27 protein-coding genes are annotated in these 21,366 nt (G+C 56.1%); 14 read left to right on the forward strand and 13 right to left on the reverse strand.

What is annotated here, in order from left to right; genetic code table 11:
- Nucleotides 1–217 precede the first annotated feature (217 nt).
- The 9 genes from ACWGKN_RS12785 to ACWGKN_RS12825 all read left to right on the forward strand — a co-directional run bounded on the left by ACWGKN_RS12785 (nucleotide 218) and on the right by ACWGKN_RS12825 (nucleotide 3,347).
- Nucleotides 218–541, forward strand: a complete 324-nt coding sequence (locus tag ACWGKN_RS12785) for a hypothetical protein (RefSeq protein ID WP_452095401.1) — start codon at nucleotides 218–220, stop codon at nucleotides 539–541.
- 26 nt (nucleotides 542–567) lie between these two features.
- On the forward strand, nucleotides 568–864 hold the full coding sequence (locus tag ACWGKN_RS12790; protein WP_035232878.1) for an addiction module antidote protein: 297 nt from the start codon (nucleotides 568–570) through the stop codon (nucleotides 862–864).
- 6 nt (nucleotides 865–870) lie between these two features.
- Nucleotides 871–1,047 carry a helix-turn-helix domain-containing transcriptional regulator gene (locus ACWGKN_RS12795; RefSeq protein WP_452095402.1) on the forward strand — a complete coding sequence of 59 codons (177 nt, stop codon included), beginning with the start codon at nucleotides 871–873 and terminating at the stop codon, nucleotides 1,045–1,047.
- 183 nt (nucleotides 1,048–1,230) lie between these two features.
- Nucleotides 1,231–1,503: a BrnT family toxin gene (locus ACWGKN_RS12800; protein WP_035232879.1), complete on the forward strand. Its 273-nt coding sequence runs from the start codon at nucleotides 1,231–1,233 to the stop codon at nucleotides 1,501–1,503.
- Nucleotides 1,463–1,765 (forward strand): BrnA antitoxin family protein, encoded by a 303-nt coding sequence (locus ACWGKN_RS12805; RefSeq protein WP_035232881.1) that lies wholly within the window; start codon nucleotides 1,463–1,465, stop codon nucleotides 1,763–1,765. Before ACWGKN_RS12800 ends, ACWGKN_RS12805 begins: the two co-directional genes overlap by 41 nt.
- A gap of 193 nt (nucleotides 1,766–1,958) precedes the next feature.
- Nucleotides 1,959–2,240, forward strand: coding sequence for a type II toxin-antitoxin system RelE/ParE family toxin (locus tag ACWGKN_RS12810; RefSeq protein WP_035232883.1), 282 nt, complete (start codon nucleotides 1,959–1,961; stop codon nucleotides 2,238–2,240).
- 12 nt (nucleotides 2,241–2,252) lie between these two features.
- Nucleotides 2,253–2,543, forward strand: a complete 291-nt coding sequence (locus ACWGKN_RS12815; RefSeq protein ID WP_452095403.1) for a HigA family addiction module antitoxin — start codon at nucleotides 2,253–2,255, stop codon at nucleotides 2,541–2,543.
- Nucleotides 2,544–2,763: 220 nt separating this feature from the next.
- Complete coding sequence (locus ACWGKN_RS12820; protein WP_035232904.1) at nucleotides 2,764–3,018, forward strand: type II toxin-antitoxin system HicA family toxin; 255 nt, start codon at nucleotides 2,764–2,766, stop codon at nucleotides 3,016–3,018.
- Nucleotides 3,015–3,347 (forward strand): type II toxin-antitoxin system HicB family antitoxin, encoded by a 333-nt coding sequence (locus tag ACWGKN_RS12825; RefSeq protein WP_035232887.1) that lies wholly within the window; start codon nucleotides 3,015–3,017, stop codon nucleotides 3,345–3,347. Before ACWGKN_RS12820 ends, ACWGKN_RS12825 begins: the two co-directional genes overlap by 4 nt.
- A gap of 140 nt (nucleotides 3,348–3,487) precedes the next feature.
- On the opposite strand, the gene ACWGKN_RS12830 is transcribed toward ACWGKN_RS12825, so the two are convergent.
- The 8 genes from ACWGKN_RS12830 to ACWGKN_RS12865 form a co-directional block, all read right to left on the reverse strand.
- Nucleotides 3,488–4,198: a Fic family protein gene (locus ACWGKN_RS12830; protein WP_452095404.1), complete on the reverse strand. Its 711-nt coding sequence runs from the start codon at nucleotides 4,196–4,198 to the stop codon at nucleotides 3,488–3,490.
- 53 nt (nucleotides 4,199–4,251) lie between these two features.
- Entirely contained in the window at nucleotides 4,252–4,653 is a 402-nt protein-coding gene (locus ACWGKN_RS12835; protein ID WP_452095405.1) for a type II toxin-antitoxin system VapC family toxin, read from the reverse strand.
- Nucleotides 4,653–4,892, reverse strand: coding sequence for a type II toxin-antitoxin system Phd/YefM family antitoxin (locus tag ACWGKN_RS12840; protein ID WP_035232891.1), 240 nt, complete (start codon nucleotides 4,890–4,892; stop codon nucleotides 4,653–4,655). The genes ACWGKN_RS12835 and ACWGKN_RS12840 overlap by 1 nt, the downstream gene beginning before the upstream one ends.
- Before the next feature lie 185 nt (nucleotides 4,893–5,077).
- The gene (locus ACWGKN_RS12845) at nucleotides 5,078–5,341 is read right to left on the reverse strand and encodes a type II toxin-antitoxin system RelE family toxin (RefSeq protein ID WP_035232893.1); all 264 of its coding nucleotides are present in this window, start codon (nucleotides 5,339–5,341) and stop codon (nucleotides 5,078–5,080) included.
- A complete protein-coding gene (locus ACWGKN_RS12850; protein ID WP_035232895.1) occupies nucleotides 5,328–5,561 on the reverse strand; it encodes a plasmid partition protein ParG in 234 nt (77 codons plus the stop codon). Before ACWGKN_RS12850 ends, ACWGKN_RS12845 begins: the two co-directional genes overlap by 14 nt.
- A 533-nt stretch (nucleotides 5,562–6,094) precedes the next feature.
- On the reverse strand, nucleotides 6,095–7,399 hold the full coding sequence (gene extKL, locus ACWGKN_RS12855; protein WP_424255419.1) for a multiheme c-type cytochrome (seleno)protein ExtKL: 1,305 nt from the start codon (nucleotides 7,397–7,399) through the stop codon (nucleotides 6,095–6,097).
- A gap of 669 nt (nucleotides 7,400–8,068) precedes the next feature.
- The gene (locus ACWGKN_RS12860) at nucleotides 8,069–9,154 is read right to left on the reverse strand and encodes a DUF4388 domain-containing protein (RefSeq protein WP_452095406.1); all 1,086 of its coding nucleotides are present in this window, start codon (nucleotides 9,152–9,154) and stop codon (nucleotides 8,069–8,071) included.
- A gap of 326 nt (nucleotides 9,155–9,480) precedes the next feature.
- Nucleotides 9,481–10,668, reverse strand: a complete 1,188-nt coding sequence (locus tag ACWGKN_RS12865; RefSeq protein WP_452095407.1) for an MFS transporter — start codon at nucleotides 10,666–10,668, stop codon at nucleotides 9,481–9,483.
- 366 nt (nucleotides 10,669–11,034) lie between these two features.
- Between ACWGKN_RS12865 and ACWGKN_RS12870 the strand changes: the two genes are divergently transcribed.
- The 3 genes from ACWGKN_RS12870 to ACWGKN_RS12880 all read left to right on the forward strand — a co-directional run bounded on the left by ACWGKN_RS12870 (nucleotide 11,035) and on the right by ACWGKN_RS12880 (nucleotide 13,523).
- Complete coding sequence (locus ACWGKN_RS12870) at nucleotides 11,035–11,271, forward strand: hypothetical protein (protein ID WP_452095408.1); 237 nt, start codon at nucleotides 11,035–11,037, stop codon at nucleotides 11,269–11,271.
- 140 nt (nucleotides 11,272–11,411) lie between these two features.
- Nucleotides 11,412–12,500 carry an alkene reductase gene (locus ACWGKN_RS12875; protein ID WP_035230046.1) on the forward strand — a complete coding sequence of 363 codons (1,089 nt, stop codon included), beginning with the start codon at nucleotides 11,412–11,414 and terminating at the stop codon, nucleotides 12,498–12,500.
- Between the two features lie 597 nt (nucleotides 12,501–13,097).
- On the forward strand, nucleotides 13,098–13,523 hold the full coding sequence (locus ACWGKN_RS12880) for an iron-sulfur cluster assembly scaffold protein (protein ID WP_035230047.1): 426 nt from the start codon (nucleotides 13,098–13,100) through the stop codon (nucleotides 13,521–13,523).
- Nucleotides 13,524–13,615: 92 nt separating this feature from the next.
- Here the strand turns inward: ACWGKN_RS12880 and ACWGKN_RS12885 are convergent, their stop codons facing one another.
- From ACWGKN_RS12885 to ACWGKN_RS12895, 3 genes are all read right to left on the reverse strand, one after another.
- The gene (locus tag ACWGKN_RS12885; RefSeq protein WP_452095493.1) at nucleotides 13,616–14,173 is read right to left on the reverse strand and encodes a VOC family protein; all 558 of its coding nucleotides are present in this window, start codon (nucleotides 14,171–14,173) and stop codon (nucleotides 13,616–13,618) included.
- 139 nt (nucleotides 14,174–14,312) lie between these two features.
- Nucleotides 14,313–14,939 (reverse strand): hypothetical protein, encoded by a 627-nt coding sequence (locus ACWGKN_RS12890; protein WP_452095409.1) that lies wholly within the window; start codon nucleotides 14,937–14,939, stop codon nucleotides 14,313–14,315.
- Nucleotides 14,940–15,013: 74 nt separating this feature from the next.
- The gene (locus ACWGKN_RS12895) at nucleotides 15,014–15,640 is read right to left on the reverse strand and encodes a thiol peroxidase (RefSeq protein WP_452095410.1); all 627 of its coding nucleotides are present in this window, start codon (nucleotides 15,638–15,640) and stop codon (nucleotides 15,014–15,016) included.
- Here ACWGKN_RS12895 and ACWGKN_RS12900 point away from each other — a divergent pair.
- Both ACWGKN_RS12900 and ACWGKN_RS12905 read left to right on the forward strand, forming a co-directional pair.
- Nucleotides 15,639–15,788, forward strand: coding sequence for a hypothetical protein (locus ACWGKN_RS12900; RefSeq protein WP_452095411.1), 150 nt, complete (start codon nucleotides 15,639–15,641; stop codon nucleotides 15,786–15,788). The two genes, ACWGKN_RS12895 and ACWGKN_RS12900, sit on opposite strands and share 2 nt — an antisense overlap.
- Before the next feature lie 177 nt (nucleotides 15,789–15,965).
- Nucleotides 15,966–16,166 (forward strand): hypothetical protein, encoded by a 201-nt coding sequence (locus ACWGKN_RS12905; RefSeq protein WP_424256323.1) that lies wholly within the window; start codon nucleotides 15,966–15,968, stop codon nucleotides 16,164–16,166.
- 254 nt (nucleotides 16,167–16,420) lie between these two features.
- Here ACWGKN_RS12905 and ACWGKN_RS12910 read toward each other — a convergent pair whose 3' ends face one another.
- Nucleotides 16,421–18,811 carry a heavy metal translocating P-type ATPase gene (locus ACWGKN_RS12910; protein WP_452095412.1) on the reverse strand — a complete coding sequence of 797 codons (2,391 nt, stop codon included), beginning with the start codon at nucleotides 18,809–18,811 and terminating at the stop codon, nucleotides 16,421–16,423.
- A gap of 463 nt (nucleotides 18,812–19,274) precedes the next feature.
- Nucleotides 19,275–20,162 (reverse strand): DegV family protein, encoded by an 888-nt coding sequence (locus ACWGKN_RS12915; RefSeq protein ID WP_452095413.1) that lies wholly within the window; start codon nucleotides 20,160–20,162, stop codon nucleotides 19,275–19,277.
- Nucleotides 20,163–21,366 lie beyond the last annotated feature (1,204 nt).

Consider the following 21,366-nt stretch of genomic DNA (forward strand, 5'->3'; position numbering starts at 1 on the left):
ACCGACAATCTGGATCATCAGGATCGCGCATCGCAAGGAATGACAGCGGGGGTGGGATTATGGCATTGGCCCTACCGGGAACAACGGGATTTCTCGCTTCGCTTCGAAATGACAGCGGGGGCGGGAGCATGGACTTGGCCCTGCCGGGGACAGTAAGATTTCTCGCTTCGCTTCGAAATAACAGGAAAAAAAACGAAATGACAGAGGGGGCGGGAGCATGGCCTTGGCCCTATCGGGAACAGCAAGATTTCTCGCTTCGCTTCGAAATGACAGCGGGGGCAGGAACATGGCCTTGGCCCTACCGGGAATTATCTCTCAATTTTCCAAACGGAACATCATCGGCGATCAGGTGGCGGGGCTGCAAGGGGAATTTCTTGACAGTCTGTTTCCAGATGGATACATCAAGATCATCAAATACGAACTGCAGAGCACGGAATACTTTGACAAGTTGCTGGCGAAAGTAAGGGACGCCACCGCCAAAAAAAGGTTGCTGGCGGCGACAAGTCGAGCCAGACACAAGATATTGCCAAGGCCAGAGTGATACTGCACGATTTGGAGGAATAAGACATGGCTTTGAAGACACGACCATTTGATGTTGCCGAACACCTGAAAACAGATGAAGACATATGCGATTTTTTGGCCGCGGTAATTGAGGAAGGGGATGAATCCGATTACATCCACGCTCTCAACACCGCCGCCCGTGCCAAAGGCATGACCGAGATTGCCAAAAAGGCCGGTCTGACCAGGGCCAGCCTCTACAAATCGCTGGCTGAAGGCGGCAACCCTCGTTTTGAAACCATCAGCAAAGTTTCCAAGGCCCTTGGCGTGCGCCTGGTCGCCAGACCGCTGCGCGGAGAAGGGTGATGACTCATGGTCAAAGTAAAGACCAGCCCATACAATCCCTTTGATTATCTTGAGAGTGAAGAAGAGATAAATGAATATCTGTCTGCGGCTTTCAACGATGAAGACCCGCACGTTTTCCTGATAGCCCTCGGTTACCTGGCGAAAAAGAGAGGTATGGGCACGAAAGCGCCGGCGGCATCCTGAATGCTCGTATAATGTCCATGGCGTTGTCCCCTCCCCACAATCCCGCTTCCCGGCGATTCTGTTTGCTGCGGACTCGATGATCTCGGGGATGATCCCTATGTCGATGACGTCGGGGTTGCCGATCAGGCGACGGGGCTGCATGGGAATATTGACGCCTGTGCTTGTTGTTACTACAATAAACACATGGATATCGAATTCGACCAGATCAAACGCGACAAAACGTTGCAGCAGCGGGGTCTCGATTTCGCGGAAGCGACCGAGGTCTTTGCCGGACCGGTCTTGACGGAGCAGGACGACAGGTCTGATTATGGCGAGAGTCGCTTTATCACTCTGGGAGTTCTCAATACCCGGGTGGTTGTTCTGGTTTGGACGCCACGTGGCGCTTTCCGCCGCATTATTTCGATGAGGTACGCCAATGAACGCGAAAAAAGCAGATACAAAAAGTTCCTGGGTTGATCCGGACGACGCGCCCGAATTGACCGACGATTTCTTTACCAAGGCAAAGATGCAGATCGGCGATAAGCTCGTCTCCAAGGAAGAATTCCGCAAAGCGGCGAAAAAAGCCCTGCGCGGTCGGCCGGCCGGAACGGCAACGAAATCATCAACCACCGTCCGTTTCGACAACGACGTGCTGGAAGCCTTCAAGGCCAGCGGCAAAGGCTGGCAGAGCCGCATGAACGCCGCTCTCCGCGACTGGTTGAAGGAACATCGGCCATGAAGAGCCGGCAGCGCCTCTTTTGCCATCGCAATTCTTGCTCCCGACTTTGTCCCGATATGCAAAGTTTCCAAGGCCCTTGGCGTGCGCCTGGTAGTCAAACCGCTGTGCGGCGAAGAGTGCCATCGTCGTCTCAGCGGACATTGCCTTTATAGTACCGTTTGACAATATTATCGGCACGCGATATTATATTCCCATGATCAAGACATTCCACGACGACGCGGCGGAGTCGATCTGGCAAGGATCTTTCACCAGGAAGTTGCCAAACCAGATTCAAGCAATTGCCCGCCGCAAGTTGAGAATGTTGAACAACGCCCGCACTCTTGACGACCTTCGCATCCCTCCGGCCAATCGCCTGGAAAAACTCTCCGGGGATCGCGAAGGGCAATGGAGTATCCGTATCAACGACCAGTGGCGGATTTGCTTCGTCTGGTGCGACGGAACGGCAGAACGGGTTGAAATTTGCGATTATCACTGACTGGAGGCCACTATGGACAGACTGCCGAATATTCATCCCGGCGAGATCCTGCTGCACGAGTTCCTTGAACCGATGGGGATCAGCAAATACCGGCTGGCCAAGACTATCGGTGTTCCGGCTGCCCGGATCGGCGAGATCTGCGCCGGCACCAGATCCATCTCGGCCGACACCGCCCTGCGCCTTTCCCGTGCATTCGGCACCACCGCAGGTTTCTGGCTCGGCCTGCAGGCCGATTACGACACTGAAGAGGCGGAGAAATTGGCAGGTGATTTTCTGAATCAGATCATGCCATTGGTTGTTTGACCGGACAACCATTCGAATCCCGTTGATGTGCAATATGTCCATGGCGTTGTCCCCTCCCCTCAATCCCGCCTCCCGGCGAATCTGTTTGCTGCGGACTTGATTATCCTTGGGATTATCTCTTTGTCGATGACTTGGGGTGCCGATCAGATGCCGTGGCTGCAAGGAAAAAAACTTGGCATTGTTGTTGACAGTGCTTACATATTTCGATAGCACAATAGGCATGAACAGCAAGAATCGAAAAACCCTCAAGGCCATCTTCACCGATCCTATCAACGGAAACGTGGAATGGCGTGACATCGAAGCCTTGCTGGTTTCTGTCGGCTGCAGAACCGTCGAAGGGAAGGGTTCATCGATAACTTTTGAAAAAGATGGGGTTCGCGCCACCTTCCATCGCCCGCACCCGGACAGAGTTGCCCTGCGGTATAGGGTCAAAGGCGCGAGAGATTTTTTGACACAGTTGAGGATACAGCCATGAACGCAATGACCCACAAAGGCTATGCCGCCCGCGTTGAATTTGATGCCGAAGATCGCATTTTTGTTGGCCGCGTTATCGGTATCAGGGATGTTGTCAGTTTCCACGGAGAGACGGTTTCCGAGTTGGAAAACTCGTTTCGTGAAGCTGTCGACGACTATCTCGATGCCTGTGCGTCACTGGGCCAACTACCGAACAAACCATATTCCGGCAAACTCCTGATCCGGGTAAACGCTGAAGTCCACGCTGCCGTGGCGGCTGCCGCCGAATCTGCCGGCAAGAGCCTGAACCAGTGGGTGGCAGAAGTCCTGAACAATGCTGCTCATGCGTAAATCATTTCCAGTGATGCACGTGCTATGTTTCACCCCTGTGCCTGGTGAGGTTCGGATCATCAGCTTTCGCAAAGCAAACGGCAGGGAGGCAAAACGCCATGGCAAAGCGCTTCCCACTGACTGACAATCTTAACCGGAAATCACTGATTCTTTTTACTGTTTCTAAAGTTGGCGATAATTTTTTCGTGCAGGCAATCACGTAAAAAACGGTTCATCTTTGTCATATCATTTGATGAATAAAACTCCAGCATCAGTGTGTTGAACTCCAGCTGTTTTCTTACCGGGACATTGATGATGGGGTACCCTTCATCGAGCAGAATGCCATTCATCATAAAACGTCCCATCCGTTTATTGACATCCCAGAAGAATTGCACTCTGGCCATTTGCAGGAATGCAGCGATCGCCTTGTCGTATACATCTTCCATCTGGTTGATTTGAGATTCGGTTTCCAACCAGAGCGCATCCAGCTTGTCGGGAGCAGGCGGTTCATACTCCGATCCTCCGATGGCAACGTTGCCGGAACGAAATACTCCCCACTCAAACGCCTCTTCTTTGCCGGCGATGCCGTGCAGTTCAAGGGCGATTGCTTTTGAAAATTCGAACCTGTTCGCATCGATTAATTTGAAAAGGTGCGCCCATGTATCTGCCTGATGAATAACGATATTTTGATCACTGATCTTGTGGCCGCCAACAGTTACCCCATCTAAAATCGTTTGTACCTCAGGGAGGGTGATTGCTATACCTTCAAGATTTACAGCTTCATACACCAACGAAGGAACGTCACGCATGGCGAGGTGTTTTGCCAACTTCCTGTTTGGAATCATGTTCCAGTATGTATCCGCTACAGCCATGACTTCTTTTTACCGAATTGATGAAATTCTTAACCGGACATCACCGGCATTTTTTACAGGCGCGCGTCAATTTTTTGTTGGAGCGGCACCCAGGAGAGGATTTTCTCATCCGCCGTGACAAGCGTGGCTCCATTTTCAATGGCCGTAGCTACAATGATGCGGTCTGCTGGATCACCGTGAAACATCTGCAGTTGACCTGCACGTAGAGCCGTTGTTCCTTGCAAAGGAAATTCAACCAATCCGGCTTGCAGAAGGTCGGATCGCCACACATCCAGTGCTGTTTGCATCGTCAACCGATTTTTTTCGATCAGCATGGCAATCTCCAAAAAGCTGATGGTCGCCACTCCGAGTTGACCTGCCGGCAACGATTCGATAATTGCCTGTAAGGCATTGGCTCCCAGTCGATGGCTTCCTTCATCCAGCCAAACGAGAACGTGGGTATCGAGAAGCAGCATTATTCCGCACTCCAGACAATGTCCAAGGGGGCAATCAAGTCATCCCTGCTCTGTATTTTTCCCTTATGCAGGCCGAAGATCGTGGCTGGAGCTGTTCGATATGGTTTGAGGATGGAGACAGGTTTTCCGTTTTTTGTAATCACGATTTCTTCCCCTGTGCGGTTCACTTCATCCATGATATGTAAACATTTTGCCTTGAATTCTGACGCCTTGATGGTTTGCATGGTATGTTCCTCCATTTTTTATCACCTTTTATAACCATAGTCAGTACCATGGTCATTTTCAAGTCTTTATCGGGAACGACGAGATTTCTCGCTTCGCTTCGAAATGACAGCGGGGGCGAGATCATGACTTTCGCCCTACCGGGAACAATGAGATTTCTCGCTAAAGCTCGAAATGACGGTTGAGATGCCACGCCCGACTATCACAATTTCTTGTATATGTCCTTGCGATGCGCGATCCTGATGCTCCAGATTGTCAATTCCCGGTCTTGCATTGAATAAACGATCCTGAATATTCCCTGCCGAATGCGATAGAGTTCCTGGCCGGTGAGTTTTTCGCTTCCTTGTGGCCGGGGATTGGTCTTCATGGTCTCTATTCTTTGGAGAATTTTCGCCAAAGAGGTCTTTGGGATGCCAACGAGATCCTTCTCAACGGATTTTTTGAAGAAGATGCTATATTCTTCCATCTTTCCTCAATTTTTTTACCATTTGATCATAACTGATCAGAGGTTCGTTTTTCCGCTCTTCATAGGTGAAAATATCTTCCACATCTTCCGCCAGAGCCTCCTTTACAGCTTGATTCACCAGATCGGTAATCGATCGAGAAGTCTCCAGTGCTTTCAATTTCAGAGCCCTGTGTATCTCCGGGTCAAAATAGATCGTCGCTCTCTTTGTTTGTGTAGACATACAACCACCTCCTGTTTTCAATATTTTAATGTCACAACGTCATGACGTCAAATCGTTTTGTATTTTGCTTCAGTTGGAAATGGAATTTCCGGCCGAAGCAAAACAAAAGGTCGCGATGCCCCTCCCCCATGGTCGTATCGGGCCAAGCGACAAATCTCGTCGTACTGGCAGGAGATCTCTCCCTGGCGGTCGAGATGACAGCGGGGGGCGGTCGAGATGACAGCGGGGGGGCGGTCGAGATGACAGCGGGGGGCGGTCGAGATGACAGCGGGGATTGGCCGAGATGACAACAGGAAATGGTCGAAAGTTGGCGCCCCTTACCCTCCGGAACAGACCTGGCAATTTTAAACAAAGACTTTGAATTTACAAAGAATGGAGAGCGACCATCACACCTTACTCCTGGAACTGCTGACATTATTCCCCTGCGTGGCTGTAGTCGGAATGATATCCGGGTCATATCCGAACCCTGAACGCACAAAGGCCGGACCCGACAACCGGATCCGGCCTTCGACGTTCATGCCGCGAGGAGGAGATTACTTCCCGCCCTTCTCGATGTGCATGTTCTTGGTGACGGCAAACCACTTCTGGGCGTTGCCCGGATCATCTTTCTTGCCGTACGGCTGATACCATACCTCGACATCGACGGTGAAGTCGTTGGCGATGATGGTCCGTACCAGTTTGTCATCCTTGGTTGCCTCGGTGTAGACGGGGATGGTGAATTTCTCCCTGGTCGTCTTCAGCGGCGGCAGGCTGGTGTCGCGCAGGATGCCGCTCTTCTCGTACGGTCCACGGCCCATCTTGTCGCCCCGGCCCATCTGCTGCGGGACCGGCATGTAGATTTTTTCGTTCTTGTAGAATACCTTGCCATCAGCTGTTTTCGCGGTCACATACAGGACCACCCGGTTTGGAGTCGGTCAGCCGTCCGGAATGGGGTGCCCGGCCTTGTTCTTCAGCTCGACGATGACATCGGCCAGCGGCGTCATGGTCGAACCGTCACGCCACTGGTAGGCCTCGGACTCGACTTCGACCTCCAGCGCCATCTTGGCCATCACGGGAGAACGATAGCTCTGCATGTCATGACCGAGCCCGCTCTTCTCCATATGGCATTCCTGGCAGGTTGCAACCCCGCCTTCGGCCTTATAGGTATAGAGATGGGCGCCATAGAGCGTTGCGCACTGGGTCGGATTCTCCAGGTCGAAATTCGGTCCCAGGCCATGACACTGGCCGCAGAGGATCGATTCCTTCATGATCTTGCTTTCTTTCATCACCGGATGGTTTTCGTCCTCGTGCTCGCCATCCTTGGTACCATAGACCGCATCTTTCTGCGGGGTCCCATCTTTCCACTTGTGAACGATGGCGTTGCGGCCGTGACAGACGGTGCAACCGATGTTCAGAGACTGCAGGGCCTTAGCCGCATCCTCGTCACCGTCCTCGGCAAAGGCGTAGATGTTCTTGACGATTTCCTTGGCGACGCTGTCCTCGGCCTCCTCCAGCTGCGGCAGATGGCACTTGGCGCAGATCATCAGATGCTTGACGCCGACATCTTCCGGCGCTTTCACTCCGGAATGTTCCCACTCCATCAAGCCATTCTCGATGGTCGTCCTGAACGTAGCCGCGGTTCTGCCGGTTTTTTCCGGACCGAAAATCGATCGGGCGTGGAGTGATTTCTGCCACTGCTCATGAGCTTCAGTATGACAGTCCACACATCCACTCGAATCATACATTGCCGCAAGTTCGGCAATGGTCTTGGCTTTCTTCTCCTCAGCCGCCTGGGCACCGGTGAACATCAGCGGTACGGCGAGTCCGAGCAGAACGGTCATGCCCTTGAAAAATCTCATACCTCCTCCTGACTAAAGGTTTTCGTGATCATGAATGCAGCGATACTGCCGGCACGTCTTCCCCATCACCCCCTTCATCCATATCGCGCTTCCGTTGGATGGAGGAAAGAAAATCTATTCTTTCAACCAATTAGAAAAACTCAACGTGTTTACCTTTCCATTGTACGATACTCAAATTTTTTGTCAATAATGAGCTTCCTGAACAATAACCCTCTGCACGCCCGTCGCTTCGCCCTGCTCCCTCCCCTGCCATCTCGACTGCCCTCCCTGTCGTCTCGACCTGCCCCCGCTGTCATCTCGACCTGCCTCCCCTGCCATCTCGACCTGCCTCCCCTGCCATCTCGACTGCCCTCCCTGTCGTCTCGACCTGCCCCCGCTGTCGTCTCGACTGAAGGGAGAGATCTCAAACAGGGCTCGGAATACGCTCCAGCAAAGGAAACATCGAGATTTCTCGCTTCGCTTCGAAATGACAGCGGGGGTGGGTCCATGACCTCCGCCCTACCGGGAATGAAGAGATTTCTCGCTTCGCTTCCAAATGACAGCGGGGGGTGAGACCATGACCTCCGCCCACCCGGGAATGAAGAGATTTCTCGCTATCGCTTCGAAATGACAGAGATGGGAGTGTGTCTTCTCGACCGCCAGGGAGAGACCTCCGGCGGCAATACGGGGTCAGTCCTTGTCCTCGTCTATCCTCTGCAGTCCTTCCATGATCAGACCGATGAACCCGCCGATGGGCGGCAGAGCCCCGAGTCCGGGGGCGATTCCCTTGGTATAGGTGAAACGCCCGCTTTTGACGCCGAGCATGGCATAGATGGCGTCCTTGTCGCGGTGGTTCTTGAATCGGGCCTGAACAATTTCTCCCTCCTTGAAACAGACGACGGCCTTCCCCTCTTCAAGGATCAGATCTATCGTTCCGGTCTTCTGGGCGGAGTTGATCAACTGCAGGAGATCGACAATCGAAATCTCGGCCAGTTCCCCGCTCATGCCCGAAGTGATATTTCCTGAGCGGAGGGTCATCGTCTGGGCTCGATCGACCAGCAATTTAAAGAGGAATATCTGCAATACCGGATATTTTTTAAGGACATGGCGCAGATTTTTCAGACTCAGCATCGCCACCTGGGTATCGGCGATGGTATAGACGGCATTGGTCACCGGTTCGTCGGAGAGCAGGCTCATTTCGCCGAAGATCGCCCCCTGACCGAATTCGGTAATCCTCGACCCATCCTCATCGATCACCGCCACGCGGCCATCGAGGATGATGAACAGATGGCTGCCGGGTTCGTCTTTCTTGAGAATGACCCGGTCGATCGGGACATTCTTCATCTCGAGCAGCATGATCAGATCGATCAAGGCGTCATCATCGAGGGCTTCGAAGACATCAAGATTCCGTAATATGGAAAAAAATCTGTCCAGATGCTGCTTTCGCCGCCGAAGCTCGGATTCGATCAGCAATTTCATCTGCAGCGTGGCGAAATCCTTTTCTTTCTTAAATTCAAAATAGATCATCCCCTGGCAGCCGCCGCAATCGAATCTCGTCTTGGGACCGGTACGTCTGGACAGCCCGCTGAACGTCGCCCGTGTTGTAATCACGTTCATGATCGACTGTGACAGGTAGAGGCATTGCGGTTTGAAAGCCGGGACCGACAGGCAGAAGTTTTCCACCTTCAGTTCCTCGCCGACATTGTAAATGGGACAGGAATGTTCCTCGGTGACGAGGAATATTGCGTTGTTCAACTTATCGACTTGCTTTTTCACGGGTTACCTCTTGTTTCAGGTCTGTTGGCAGCGACAGATGCGGATCGGAATACGACCTGTACCTGCTTCCCGTCCCAGCCCCGGATCCACTGCGGGAGCCAAGAGTACGGGAACGATACCGGCGGGCCAAACATACCGATTTTTCTATGTTTCCGGGACGAACATGGGGAAAACGGGCCGGCGTTGTTGCCGATCTCGAGCCATCGGCCATCGGCAGCACCTCCCATATTACGGCTAACATCCTTATTCAGCAACATTTTTTGCTCACAAACGGGCAGCGTACGGTAACCGGCGGCAAACGGCCGACAGCCCGGCAACAACGATGATCAGCGCCGGCAAGGCCTCTGTCTCGTCCAGCCATGCAATCCCCACCACAGCGACAACAGGCCGCAACCGGTCAATCCCGCCGCACTCCAGGCGACGGCGTGGATCCCGCCCAGCTGCCACAGCCAGCCGCCGACCAGGACCCCGATCATCCGCCCTACCCCGGAGGTGGCATAGAAGCCGGCCATCATCGTCGCCCTCGACTCCGCCATCAGTTCGGTGCTGAGCGAAAAGCTGGTGACGATCGTGAACTCGAAGGTCAGGAAGACAATAAACATCCCGGCCATCGCCAGGGACAGCGAACTGCCGGTAAGAGGCAGGAGGAGGTAGGCGGCCATCGCCAGACCCAGCCCCAGGGTAATCGCCCGCTTCAGCCCGATGCGGTCGGCGAACACTGCCGTCAGCGACTCGCCGCACAGCTCCGCCGCCCCGATGGCGATGGTGCTGAAGCCGAGGGCGGCGACGCTGACCTGGAAATCCTGCTCAAACCAGGCGCCGTAGACGACGAACAGGCTGTCGTTGGCGATGCTGATCCAGAAACCGAACGCCAGCATGCCGGCAGCGGGCCGGACCTTGAACAGTTGCGGCAGGGCGGCGAAGATATGGACCCGGTTGTTCCCCGACCCGGCGGCCCCACCGTCGGCCGGGATGACCCGGCTGATGGTCAGCCAGCCGACCGCGCCCAGTAGCGCCAGCAGGTAAAAGGCGCCGGTCAGGCCGATATCGGCGATGATCAGGCCGATGGCCGGAATGCCGATCAGGGTCGATCCGGCCCAGGCGGTCTCGATGATCCCGATCACCCGGCCGCGGCGTTCAAACGGGACACTGTGGCCGATGAAGGCCTGGATCGAGGGGTCGAAGATCGTCTTGCCGAAACTGGCGACCACCAGACCGACAAACACCGGCCAGTACTCCGGGGCCAGGCCGCAGAGCAGCATCCCGACCGCCAGCATCGCCAGCCCGGCCCGCATCATCACCCGGTAGCCGAAGCGATCGGCCAGCGGGCCGCTGAACAAACCGAGCAGCGACGTCAGTTGGCCGGCGGCGATGATCGAGGTGATCGCCGACAGCGGCACGGCCAGTTCCCGGCTCATGGCCGGGGCGAAGGGGTAGACGAAGCGCCGCCCGGTGTTGAGCAGGAGCCGGAAAAACAGCGCCGCGACGATCTGTCCGGCCAGGGGGTGTCTCATCAATTGGTCACCGGGGAAAATTTGCCCTGCCGTTGTTTGCAAGGAACAGCGGGATTTCTCGCTGCGCTCGAAATGACAGAGGGGGGGCATCGCAACCTTCCTCCTGCCTTTTCGCCCTTGCACACTCTGTCATCTCGACCTTCTCCCGCTGTCATCTCGACCTTCTCCCGCTGTCATCTCGACCTTCCCCCGCTGTCATCTCGACCTTCCCCCGCTGTCATCTCGACCTTCCCCCGCTGTCATCTCGACCTTCCCCCTCTGTCATCTCGACCAACGGGAGAGATCTCCTGCAGCGATCATCCACCACAGGGTGGAGCATCCTCGGGAAAGACGAGATTTCTCGCTTCGCTCGAAATGACAGAAATAATGCTCGAAATGACAGAAATAATTCTCGATATGCCAGAAATAGCGCCCCAAGTGATAGAAATAGTGCCCGAAGTGGCAGAAGCGCCAGAAGTGGCAGAAGTGGCAGAAATAGTACCCCAAGTGACAGAAATAGTACCCCAAGTGATAGAAATAGCGCCAGAAGTGGCAGAAATAGCGCCCCAAGTGACAGAAATAGCGCCCGAGACGTCAATCCTATCCCTTCAAGCAACAATATAATACTGTAATTCAAAGCAATTTTACAACAATAAAGGAGACACCCCATGGACATCGGGAGGCATTGAACTTAAATTGGAAGATGTGTGGTGACGGTCGCTTCATCGACCATGTTCGAAACAATCAACTTACGGAGACAGAAAATGAGCCAAGGACTTTTGTTCGAACCGACGACCCTGGGCGATTACCGCTTGAAAAATCGTCTTGTCATGGCCCCGATGACCAGGGGACGGGCCGGCAGCGAGCGCGTGCCCAACGACATCATGGCCGAGCATTATTTTCAGAGGGCCAGCGCGGGACTGCTGATCACCGAGGCCACCGTCGTCTCGGCCCAGGGAATCGGTTGGATCGGATCGCCGGGGATCTACACCGACGAGATGGTCGAAGGCTGGCGCAAGGTGACCGACCGGCTCAAACCAACCGGCACCCCGATCTTCCTCCAGTTATGGCATTGCGGTCGGGCCTCGCACAGCGATTTCCACAACGGCGCCCTCCCGGTGTCGGCCTCGGCGGTGCGACTCAACGGCGATACGATCCGCACCCCTCTGGGCAAAAAACCCTACGAAACGCCCCGGCCGCTGACGGTCGACGAGATCAAGGCCGTCGTCGACGATTATCGCAAGGCGGCGGCGAACGCCAAGGCCGCGGGATTCTCCGGGGTCGAGGTCCATGGCGCCAACGGCTACCTGATCAACCAGTTCCTCGACTCGACATCAAATCGGCGCCAGGACCAATACGGCGGCAGCCTGGAGAACAGGTTCCGCTTTTTCAGGGAGGTGCTGGAGGCAGTGCTCGATGTCTGGCCGGCGAAACATGTCGGAGCCCGCATCTCCCCCAACGGAGTGCACAACGATATGGGCTGCGACGATTACCGGGACCTGTTCCCGTACGTCGCGGCTGAGATCGACAAACTGCATCTCGGCTACCTCCATATCATGGACGGGCTGGCCTTCGGTTTTCACGGCAAGGGCGAACCGATGACCCTGGCCGAGTTCCGGCCGCTGTTCAAGGGTCTGATCATCGGCAACTGCGGCTATACCGAAGAGGCGGCCGAGGCGAGGATTGCCGCGGGCGATGCCGACCTGATCGCCTTCGGCCGCCCCTACATCACCAATCCCGACCTGCCCGAGCGGTTCCGGAACGGATGGCCGCTGAATCCGGCGGAAGACATGTCCCTCTGGTATACGCCGGGACCGGAGGGGTATACGGACTACGCCCCCTTCAGGCCGTGATCGGGGGCAGTCGACCTGTCGCGGTGCCGCCCCCTGCCCTGCCGTTCCGCCGGCGGATGTTCGCTGGAGGAGATCTCTCCCGTTGGTCGAGATGACAGCGGGGGAAGGTCGCGATGACAGCGGGGAACGTCGCGATGACAGCGGGGAACGTCGCGATGACAGCGGGGAACGTCGCGATGACATTTTTCCTCTGTCGTTTCGTTTTTTTTGTCTGTCATTTCGAGCGCCAGCGAGAAATCTCGTCCTTCCCGAGGATATCTCTCATTGCGGCGGATGATCGCTGCAGGAGATCTCTCCCGTTGGTCGAGATGACAGCGGGGGAAGGTCGCGATGACAGCCCCCCTGTCATTTCGAGCGCCAGCGAGAAATCTCGTCTTTGCCGAAGATGCCCTTCATTGCGGCGGATGATCGCTGGAGGAGATCTCTCCCGTTGGTCGCGATGACAAAGGGGAAGGCCGGGTCGACCAGGGGAAATCGGCCGGAGATGCATTTTGCGCTCGACTCTGGTAGAATGGCGGAGTCGGGTCACGCGGACGCCGCCTCCGGCAGCATCCGCCTCCGCCCCGCCCTTCTTTCCTACAACCGTTCACAAACGCTATGGAAATCGAACTTCCCGCAATCGAGCAGGTCCATTCCGCTCAGTTCATCGATATGGCCTCCCGGACAAACCGCTTGAAAATGGTCCAACACCCTGACGGCTATGGCAAACGGGTCAGCAACTGCGGTGACAGCATCGAGCTGTATCTGTCCGTCCGCGACGACCGGATCCGGACCGTTTCCTTTTTGATCCAGGGGTGCCTGAACACCAACGCCTGTGCCAACACCCTGGCCGCTCTGGTGGAAGGCAGCAGCGTGGCCGACGGCTGGCGGATCACTCCGGCCCACGTAATGGAGTATCTGGAGACGCTGCCGGCTGAACATACCCATTGCGCCGAACTGGTGGTGGAGGCCTTTCACCACGCGTTGAAAGATTACAGCGCCACCCGCCATGAACCCTGGAAGAAGGCCTACCTGAAAAGATGACGGCAACCAGGCGGCAACAGATTGCCAGGCTGCCGCCATCTGTCACAACGGAGTTCCCCCTCGGCAACGACCAAGGCGGAGCTCCGTCGCCTTCACGCCTCCGCCATTTTGGCGAACGCGGCCTTGGCGCCCTCTTCAATTTCCGCCATCGTCAAGTCCCTGGTGTGGCTGGCGAGGCTCCAGCTGTAACCGAACGGGTCCCGTACGGTGCCCATGCGATCTCCCCAGAACATGTCGTCGACCGGCATCTCGACCTCGACCTCGGCCGCAACCGCGGTCCGGAACGCCTCATCGACGTTGTCGACATAGACGTAAAAACTGATCGGCGAACCGCCCTTGGTCTCCGCGCTCCTGCAGGAACACTGCGGATTCTCCTCGCCCAGCATCATCGGCGAGGAACCGATCCGGATCTCGGCATGCATGATGCCCTTGCCGGCCGGCCCCGGCATCACGAACCGCTCTTCTGCGCCGAAGGCCTTTTTATAGAATTCGATGGCCTTGCGGGCATCCTTGAATACGAACGCAGGCGTGAGGGGGACTGATACCCCTCCGGGATTGCCTGTATCATGGCATGCCTCCCTATTGACGGGGGAAATAACTCCGCCCCTTGTGGATGAGTGCTGCTGAAAAATCCAGCCTCGCCGGGCGATTTTTCCCGGCCTGTTTTTTAATGTAGGTTGAAAACGAGGGAAAGCAACGCCACGGGCGCGGGAAAAGAGAGCGCCGCGAGCACGGCGGCGGGATCAGCGGCGAGACGGCAACGGCGAAGTCGGGGAAGAGCAGGCGGGGCTATTCATCCCGACGCGGGTACATGGCGCAGACGTTCTTCAGCATGGCGCCATTCTCGTCCAGTCGCCGATACGCCTTGATGAGCTCTTCGTTTGATTCCAGATGTTGCTCGACAGATTGAGCCAGCATCTCATGGATATGGTACGGCGGCCGTTCCGAGAAATAGAAGTCGACGATGGCATGCGCCAGCTCGTGGGCGACCACCCCCGCCTTCGTATCCGTTGCCGAGATGTAGATCGTATTTTCCGAAAGGGAATAGTAGGCGATCTTCTTCTCCCGCACGCCATATTTCTTGGCGAACACCGCCGAACAATCCCTGGCGGTTGGCAGGATCACTACCTTGACGTGAAGGTTCTTGGGGTACATATTGAGCACGACCTTCGCCTGTTCGATAATGGCATTGAATTTGGCCGTCAATTCATCTTCAACCGTCACGTAGTTCTTCTGCTCGACCAGAGTGCAGAGTCGTGGGCCAAGTTCGAGCTTTTTATTGAATTCATTGAGGACCTGCTCGCTGTCACAGTGCAGCGTCACATGTTCTCTGGTGTGATGGGCGTACAGCTGCGCCGGCAGGACCAGGCTGGCAAGCAGCCACAGGCTGTACAGGATTACGGGGTATTTCTTCATCGAATCACCTGCGAAGGAACTAGCGGAGTTGGCGGGCACCGCCGGGGCGATGTTTTTCCCGCCGGCGGCCGGACTCAAGGCCGGTTGGCCAGGGTGGCAGCCTCGGTGAATGCCTTTTCCATATCCGGCAGATGCGTCGTGTCGGGCACCACCTGGATATACCGCACCACTCCCTGCGTATCGACCAGTATAACAGATCGCGCCAGCAGCCGCGAGCTCTCGATGAGAAGGCCGAGAGACCGGCCGAAAGCCCCTTCCTTGTAATCGGAGAGGTACTGCACATCCTCCAGCTTTGCTTCCTTCGCGAAACGGGCCTGGGCGAAAGGTGTGTCACGACTCACGGTAATCCGCTTGACGGTCGCCGGGAGTTTATCGCCCTGCTCTCCCAGATAGTGGGTCTGGGTCTCACAGACCTTGGTATCGATCGACGGAACGATACTGAGGAACAGAACAGCCCCCTGGCTCTCGGCCAGGTTGACCGGTTTCATGGTCGTCGCATCGACGAGTTCGGTGGCCGGGAGTTTCTGCCCGATCGCGATGCCGGCCCCCGTCAGCTTCAGCACCTCGCCGCCTCTGGCCACCTGGGTTCCCGGATCTCTGCTGCCTGAGTCTATAACGATAGGATCTTGTTGGGTGGTGCAGCCGGCCAGCAGCAGCGCCACTGCCAAGCCAGCTGCATAACGTCGAATAGGTATGAACATGACTTCCTCCCTTTCATCGACAAATGACCTGTTGAGCGTCGCCGGCGGCAGTCTCCTCCTCGCTGGTGATCTGCGGCAGAAAACGGCCATGCCGGGGGCGATGTGCAACCGTCGAAAGGAGCGGTTGATCGATACGCCTCATGGATAACGTAATGCTGAATTTGCTCCGGTCAACGATGAAGAGGGACGGAAAGGCCGCCCTGAACATCAGGGAGCAGGCGGCCTTTCCTCGATGATCGCGGCCGCTTAGGGGCCGTAACGAAATGGTGAAAAATGTAACGGTTATTTCGTAACGGCCCCTAAAGTGGTAGCGGCGACCATACTGATGATCTCAGTCGCCGGCTGCGCCGGCATGAGCCCGACCGAACAGCGGATGTTGAGCGGTGGGGCCATCGGCGCCGGCGCCGGCGCCGCGGTAGGAGCGATGTCCGGCGGTAGTGCGGCCACCGGGGCGGTAATCGGTGGCGCGGCAGGCGTGGTTGGTGGAATTATCGTTGATGAGGCCGAGAAACGACATGGCCACTAAACCCGAACCATCTGCTATGCTGATACCCGGTTTATGACCAACTGCCGCTTTACTCAAGCAGATCAGCTCTCTCATCCCGTGAAAGCGGGAACCTTCCATTCGATCCGTCAGTATCTGATAACTGGCGAACCTGAACTCCACATCGGGGTTGAAAATAACAGCTTTACCGTGTGAAACGCGTCAGCCACGGCGCCCTCGCGTGTCAAATAGCAAAAATCCGGGGAGCGCGGCCGGCATGTGTGCCGCCCTCCGGCTCAGGTGTCCTGCAACCGGCGCATCAACCGCATACCGTTCAGGATAACCAGAAGCGATGCCCCCATATCGGCGAAGACGGCGAGCCACAGATTGGCCATGCCGGCGACCAGCAAGGCCAGGAAAGTGAATTTGATCAGGACGGAGAAGACGATATTCTGCTTGATGATCGCCACCGTCTTGTGACTGAGCCGGATGAGATAGGCGAGTTTGCCCAGGTCATCGGTCATCAGGGCCACATCCGCCGTCTCCAGCGCCACATCCGATCCCGCCACCCCCATGGCCACCCCGACGGTGGACACTGCCAGGGCGGGGGCGTCGTTCACCCCGTCGCCGACCATGACCACGTTGCCGTGCTCGGAGGCAATTTTCCTGACCGTGGCGACTTTGTCTTCCGGCAACAGTTCGCTGTACACCGCATCGAGGCTGAGATGGCGGGCTATGGCGGCGGCCACTCGCCGATTGTCGCCCGTCAGCATGCTGATATGCCGCACCCCCAGCCGATGCAGGGCCAGCAACGCCTCGTTGCTGTCCTGGCGGATCGTATCGGCCACCGCAATCATCCCATGGAGTGTTTCCCGATCGCCCACCAGGATGACGGTCTTTCCCTGCTGTTCCAGATCGGCCAGGACGGGCTCATTCGGCCCCAGATCGCAACCGAGTTCCTCGAACAGGCGGAGGTTGCCGACATACATCGTCTGCCCGTTTATCCGGGCCTGCGCCCCCCGCCCGACCAACGCCTTGAAATGGGTCGCCGATTTCAGGACAACCCCCTTGGCCCGTTCGACAACGGCCTGGGCCAGGGGATGCTCGGACCATTTCTCGATACCGGCGGCGATGGCCAGCAACTCACCTTCGGAAATACCATGTACCGCGATGATATCGGTAACCGCCGGACGCCCCTGGGTCAAGGTTCCGGTTTTATCGAAGGCCACAGCGGTTACCGATCCCATCTGCTCCAGATAGGCGCCGCCCTTGATGAGCACTCCGCGCCGGGAGGCGTTGCCGATGGCACAGACGATGGATACCGGCGTGGAAATGATCAGCGCGCAGGGACAGGATATGACCAGCAGCACCAGTCCGTTATAAAACCACGGAGCAAAGGGCTGGTGAAAGATCAGCCACGGCAGGACCATGACCGCGGCCGCCGCTGCCAGTACGAGCGGGGTATAGTATCTGGCGAAGACATCGACAAACTGCTGCGATGGCGCCTTTTGCCGCTGGGCTTCCTCAACCAGGTGCGCGATTCTCGCCAGGGTGGAATGGTCGGCAGTTTTCGTGACGGTGACTTCCAGGGCGCCGTGTTCGTTGACAGTCCCGGCATACACCGGATCGTCGACCGCCTTTTCAACCGGGATCGATTCACCGGTGATGGCCGCCTGGTTGACCGCCGAGACCCCGCTGCGAACGATCCCATCCATGGCGATCCGCTCGCCGGGTTTGACGATCACCACATCGCCGACCACTATAGCCTCGACGGGCAGGCGGACGTCCCCTTCCTGCCTGTGCACCGTGGCCTCCAGCGGCGCCAGTTCCATCAATGACTGGATGGACCTGCGGGTTTTGTCGAGGGTGTAGGCCTGGAGCGTATTGCCCAGCGAGAACAGAAAGGCCACCGTAGCCCCTTCGCTCCATTCGCCGATGATCGCGGCACCGACTACGGCGGCGGTCATCAGAAAATTCATATCGAATGACAGGGCGCGAAGACTGTAGAACCCGCTCCTGGCGGCCTGGTACCCGCCGGTGATGGCGGTCACAACATACAGCGGGATGACAACACCGGTCGGCAACCCAAGCCGATCGCATACGGCCGCCACCCCCAGCAATACCCCCGAGGCAACGGTCGCGACAGTCCGCATATCCTTCCACCAGCTGGGCCCGGCCAATGGTGGACGATGGATATTGTCCACCCTTTCAGCCTGGTAGCCGGCATTCCTGACCGCCTCCATGATGACGGCATCATCGAGATCGTGTTCGACCGACAGCTTGCCGGCACCGAAATTGATCGTCGCCGATCTCACCCCGACCATCGCCGCGATCTTTCGTTCCAGTTTGGCGGCGCAATCACCGCAATCCATCCCCGAGACGCGAAACAGCGCCGCCTGCAGCACCGGTCCGGACCGATCAGGTTGCACCCTGGCCGCCGGTTGCCCGGCTTGCAGGGATGGAGGCAACCGCATGGCGGGATCGCTGCCGGCCCCCGCCTCGCCTCCGTCGTCGTCCCTCCGGTTGTAAGGAGCAATCGCCGTGGCGGGAAACAGCCTGCCTCCAGTACCGCCGCGGTCACCGTCGTTCAGCACCGCTTCCCTGTCCTTGTCGGAACAGCGTCTATCCCGACCGGAAGACCTCACTTTGCCGTCTTCAACCCACTCCCTGCAATCCGGCAGCATCATCTCCACCTTTGTAGTTCGTCCTTGCCCCCGGCCCCCGCAGCAGGGGGCACATGGACCGTCGGAGCGAACCACACCCATTGTGTATATTTTATTTTTCGCCCAACCATACCCCCTGCAGCGACCGGATTTGACGCCGGATCACCGCTGTTCCGCGAGCAGTTCCGGCAGATTTTGTCCTCATGCGAGGTTTCTTGCCGGAATGTCTGGTGAAATCTTCACCCATCCCGAGTCCCCTGGATATGGAACAGATCGGACAATTTTCCGGGTAACCACCTCGACATATCCCGCGGCTCTTGTCCGACGAACACGCCTGTACGGTTCGCGCAGACTTCCACTGCCCTCACTGTCAAAGTGGAGCTGCACCAGGTGTTCTCCTGGTACCCGAAGAGTGAGTCTATATATGAACAGATACTCACATAATACACCATGTCAATGCCGCTTTCCAACCGCAGGCGAGTTGAAATCAGCCGAGCGGGTGTTCCTCGCCATAGACGGCAAATCCGTACGCCTCGGGCCCGCAGTTGCAGGCGAGTGTCGGCCACATTCGACTTTTTGACACGTTAAAGTGCCGATCACCATTCTTGCCGATATGTTGTGAGAAACTTTGAAAAACACGACCGACCTGCTGATGATTCTCATCAAAGCCCCAGGTCATGCAAATTTTCCTGTTGTGCGGTCGTTTTTCCAAAAAGCTCAGGGCATTTTCTGCAATTCGTTCAACCACCCGATTACCGCCTCGCTCCGTCGTCAAGGTGGTAAGATACCCATCGCTGTCGAGACCGAGAATCGGCCTCACCTTGAGCATCGCCCCTAACAAGCCTTGCACCCGACCAATCCTTTTATTCTTGACCGGATATTTCAAAGTCGACAAGGAGATTTGCATGTAGGATGATTTGCGAATTTCAGGAAGCAGGGAAATTACGTCATTCGTCGGCATGCCGATGTCGATCAGCTCGATCACCCTTTCGGCGATCAGATTGGCGCCAACCGAGAGATTTTGGCTGTCGATCAGCTCGATGTCCACGCCACTGACCATGTCCCCCGCATTCTCACAGGTCTCAATAAGCTTTGACATTTTCGAAGAGACATGGATGGAGATGATCGACGAATATCCTTTTTTCTTCAGGTCCTCGCAGGTTTTCTTGATATCCCGGACAAGAGGCGGTGTGGCACTGAAGTCCTTGACCTTATCGATCTGGCCGTAAAAGTGTTCAAGGTCAAGATCCTCGCCATCTGTATAGTGTTGATCGTCGAGTTTGATCTTCATCCCCAGTTGAAAAACCTGAGATTTGCTCAACAGTTCGGGCGAGGGGGCACACGCGCTGTCAATAAGGATAGCTTGAGATGCCATGGCGATTTCTCCATTTACGGGTAGCTCAATGCACCTGTCAGGGGCAATGCAGTGTTTCGGATCAGAACAACGCAATTGATTGGCGACACCGGAAGATAGTGTCGTCGAAGACAATCAGCGCGACGGTTTGCCGGTCCAAGGCCGCATGGGTGTCTCACCTCATCGGCAATACCAGTGATCCGGACACAACGGGGATCGAAAACCTATTGCGATGGCTAACGATACTTTTACGTGAACGTCAATACAAACCAGCATCCGTTCACTGAAAATATTCCATCGGCTTTCTGAATACATCCTCCTGTTAATAAAGAATAAACCGAGATATACGGACGAACACGGGAATCACACAGGCAAGGACCGGCTTGAGGGCTGAAGCAAGATTACATCACATGGGGCATCAGCGGATTTTTCGGATAGCTGCCCGACAGATTCGCGGCAGTGCGGCGGAGCAAAGCGACAAAAGGTTCATCCGGTTACTACGCATCCGGTTGCCACAGCGGCAACCGGATGCCAAATACCTGGTGATGACGTATCAAGAGTTGCCTGCCGCTTGTCAGGGCGTACACGGTGGCAACGCATGAAAATTGGACGAGGAATATCGCAACCTCGACATGACCGTGTCGGAAGGACGAAGGAGATTTTTATATGGAGTTGGCGGCATACTCACAACAGTCAGCGGCCTCCGACGAGCTCACTTGAGCCCATTTTCGGCCGCTGACTTCACTTCGTGGTCACTGCATGCCCAAAGGAATTATCACAAGCATCCAGGCTGATCGAAATTTCTATTCATATCGATTTGAACCATTCGGAACTCTGAAAATTTCTCCCCCAACCTGTATAAGACACGGTTTGGGAAATGCACCTCCTGAACGGGAAAAGCGGTACGTAGCCCTATCCGGGTTCGATTTGTAAACGAATCTCCCTTTCTCGATTAAGTTTTTGTTTGCATCCAGAACGTTTACCGTAGGAACTCCATACGACGACTTCAGCAGAACAGCCAGTTTTTTATCTGAATCCGAAACCGGTTTCCAGAGAATTCCATGGCCGGCGACATTGGGGTAGGAGGCAGTGGGGTCCGTACTGGTCTTCGTTCCAGTAGTTGGAGTGGTAGTAGTCGGAGTGGTAGTAGTCGGAGTGGTAGTAGTCGGAGTGACATCTTTGCGAGGATTTTCGTTCGACGCAGCGGACTCATCATCGGATCCCG

It is taken from the genome of Desulfoprunum sp., from assembly GCF_053613775.1.

Bases quoted from the DNA above. Each gene is read 5' to 3' on its own strand.
- ACWGKN_RS12865 (WP_452095407.1), bottom strand. From the start codon at position 10,668: ATGAGACACCCCCTGGCCGGACAGATCGTCGCGGCGCTGTTTTTCCGG.
- ACWGKN_RS12815 (WP_452095403.1), top strand. From the start codon at position 2,253: ATGGACAGACTGCCGAATATTCATCCCGGCGAGATCCTGCTGCACGAG.
- ACWGKN_RS12820 (WP_035232904.1), top strand. From the start codon at position 2,764: ATGAACAGCAAGAATCGAAAAACCCTCAAGGCCATCTTCACCGATCCT.
- ACWGKN_RS12840 (WP_035232891.1), bottom strand. From the start codon at position 4,892: ATGGAGGAACATACCATGCAAACCATCAAGGCGTCAGAATTCAAGGCA.
- ACWGKN_RS12830 (WP_452095404.1), bottom strand. From the start codon at position 4,198: ATGGCTGTAGCGGATACATACTGGAACATGATTCCAAACAGGAAGTTG.
- ACWGKN_RS12870 (WP_452095408.1), top strand. From the start codon at position 11,035: ATGCTCGAAATGACAGAAATAATTCTCGATATGCCAGAAATAGCGCCC.
- ACWGKN_RS12825 (WP_035232887.1), top strand. From the start codon at position 3,015: ATGAACGCAATGACCCACAAAGGCTATGCCGCCCGCGTTGAATTTGAT.
- ACWGKN_RS12800 (WP_035232879.1), top strand. From the start codon at position 1,231: ATGGATATCGAATTCGACCAGATCAAACGCGACAAAACGTTGCAGCAG.
- ACWGKN_RS12850 (WP_035232895.1), bottom strand. From the start codon at position 5,561: ATGTCTACACAAACAAAGAGAGCGACGATCTATTTTGACCCGGAGATA.
- ACWGKN_RS12810 (WP_035232883.1), top strand. From the start codon at position 1,959: ATGATCAAGACATTCCACGACGACGCGGCGGAGTCGATCTGGCAAGGA.
- ACWGKN_RS12835 (WP_452095405.1), bottom strand. From the start codon at position 4,653: ATGCTGCTTCTCGATACCCACGTTCTCGTTTGGCTGGATGAAGGAAGC.
- ACWGKN_RS12905 (WP_424256323.1), top strand. From the start codon at position 15,966: ATGATCTCAGTCGCCGGCTGCGCCGGCATGAGCCCGACCGAACAGCGG.
- ACWGKN_RS12845 (WP_035232893.1), bottom strand. From the start codon at position 5,341: ATGGAAGAATATAGCATCTTCTTCAAAAAATCCGTTGAGAAGGATCTC.
- ACWGKN_RS12785 (WP_452095401.1), top strand. From the start codon at position 218: ATGGCCTTGGCCCTATCGGGAACAGCAAGATTTCTCGCTTCGCTTCGA.
- ACWGKN_RS12910 (WP_452095412.1), bottom strand. From the start codon at position 18,811: ATGATGCTGCCGGATTGCAGGGAGTGGGTTGAAGACGGCAAAGTGAGG.
- ACWGKN_RS12875 (WP_035230046.1), top strand. From the start codon at position 11,412: ATGAGCCAAGGACTTTTGTTCGAACCGACGACCCTGGGCGATTACCGC.
- ACWGKN_RS12900 (WP_452095411.1), top strand. From the start codon at position 15,639: ATGACTTCCTCCCTTTCATCGACAAATGACCTGTTGAGCGTCGCCGGC.
- ACWGKN_RS12790 (WP_035232878.1), top strand. From the start codon at position 568: ATGGCTTTGAAGACACGACCATTTGATGTTGCCGAACACCTGAAAACA.
- ACWGKN_RS12890 (WP_452095409.1), bottom strand. From the start codon at position 14,939: ATGAAGAAATACCCCGTAATCCTGTACAGCCTGTGGCTGCTTGCCAGC.
- ACWGKN_RS12880 (WP_035230047.1), top strand. From the start codon at position 13,098: ATGGAAATCGAACTTCCCGCAATCGAGCAGGTCCATTCCGCTCAGTTC.
- ACWGKN_RS12895 (WP_452095410.1), bottom strand. From the start codon at position 15,640: ATGTTCATACCTATTCGACGTTATGCAGCTGGCTTGGCAGTGGCGCTG.
- ACWGKN_RS12915 (WP_452095413.1), bottom strand. From the start codon at position 20,162: ATGGCATCTCAAGCTATCCTTATTGACAGCGCGTGTGCCCCCTCGCCC.
- ACWGKN_RS12795 (WP_452095402.1), top strand. From the start codon at position 871: ATGGTCAAAGTAAAGACCAGCCCATACAATCCCTTTGATTATCTTGAG.
- ACWGKN_RS12805 (WP_035232881.1), top strand. From the start codon at position 1,463: ATGAACGCGAAAAAAGCAGATACAAAAAGTTCCTGGGTTGATCCGGAC.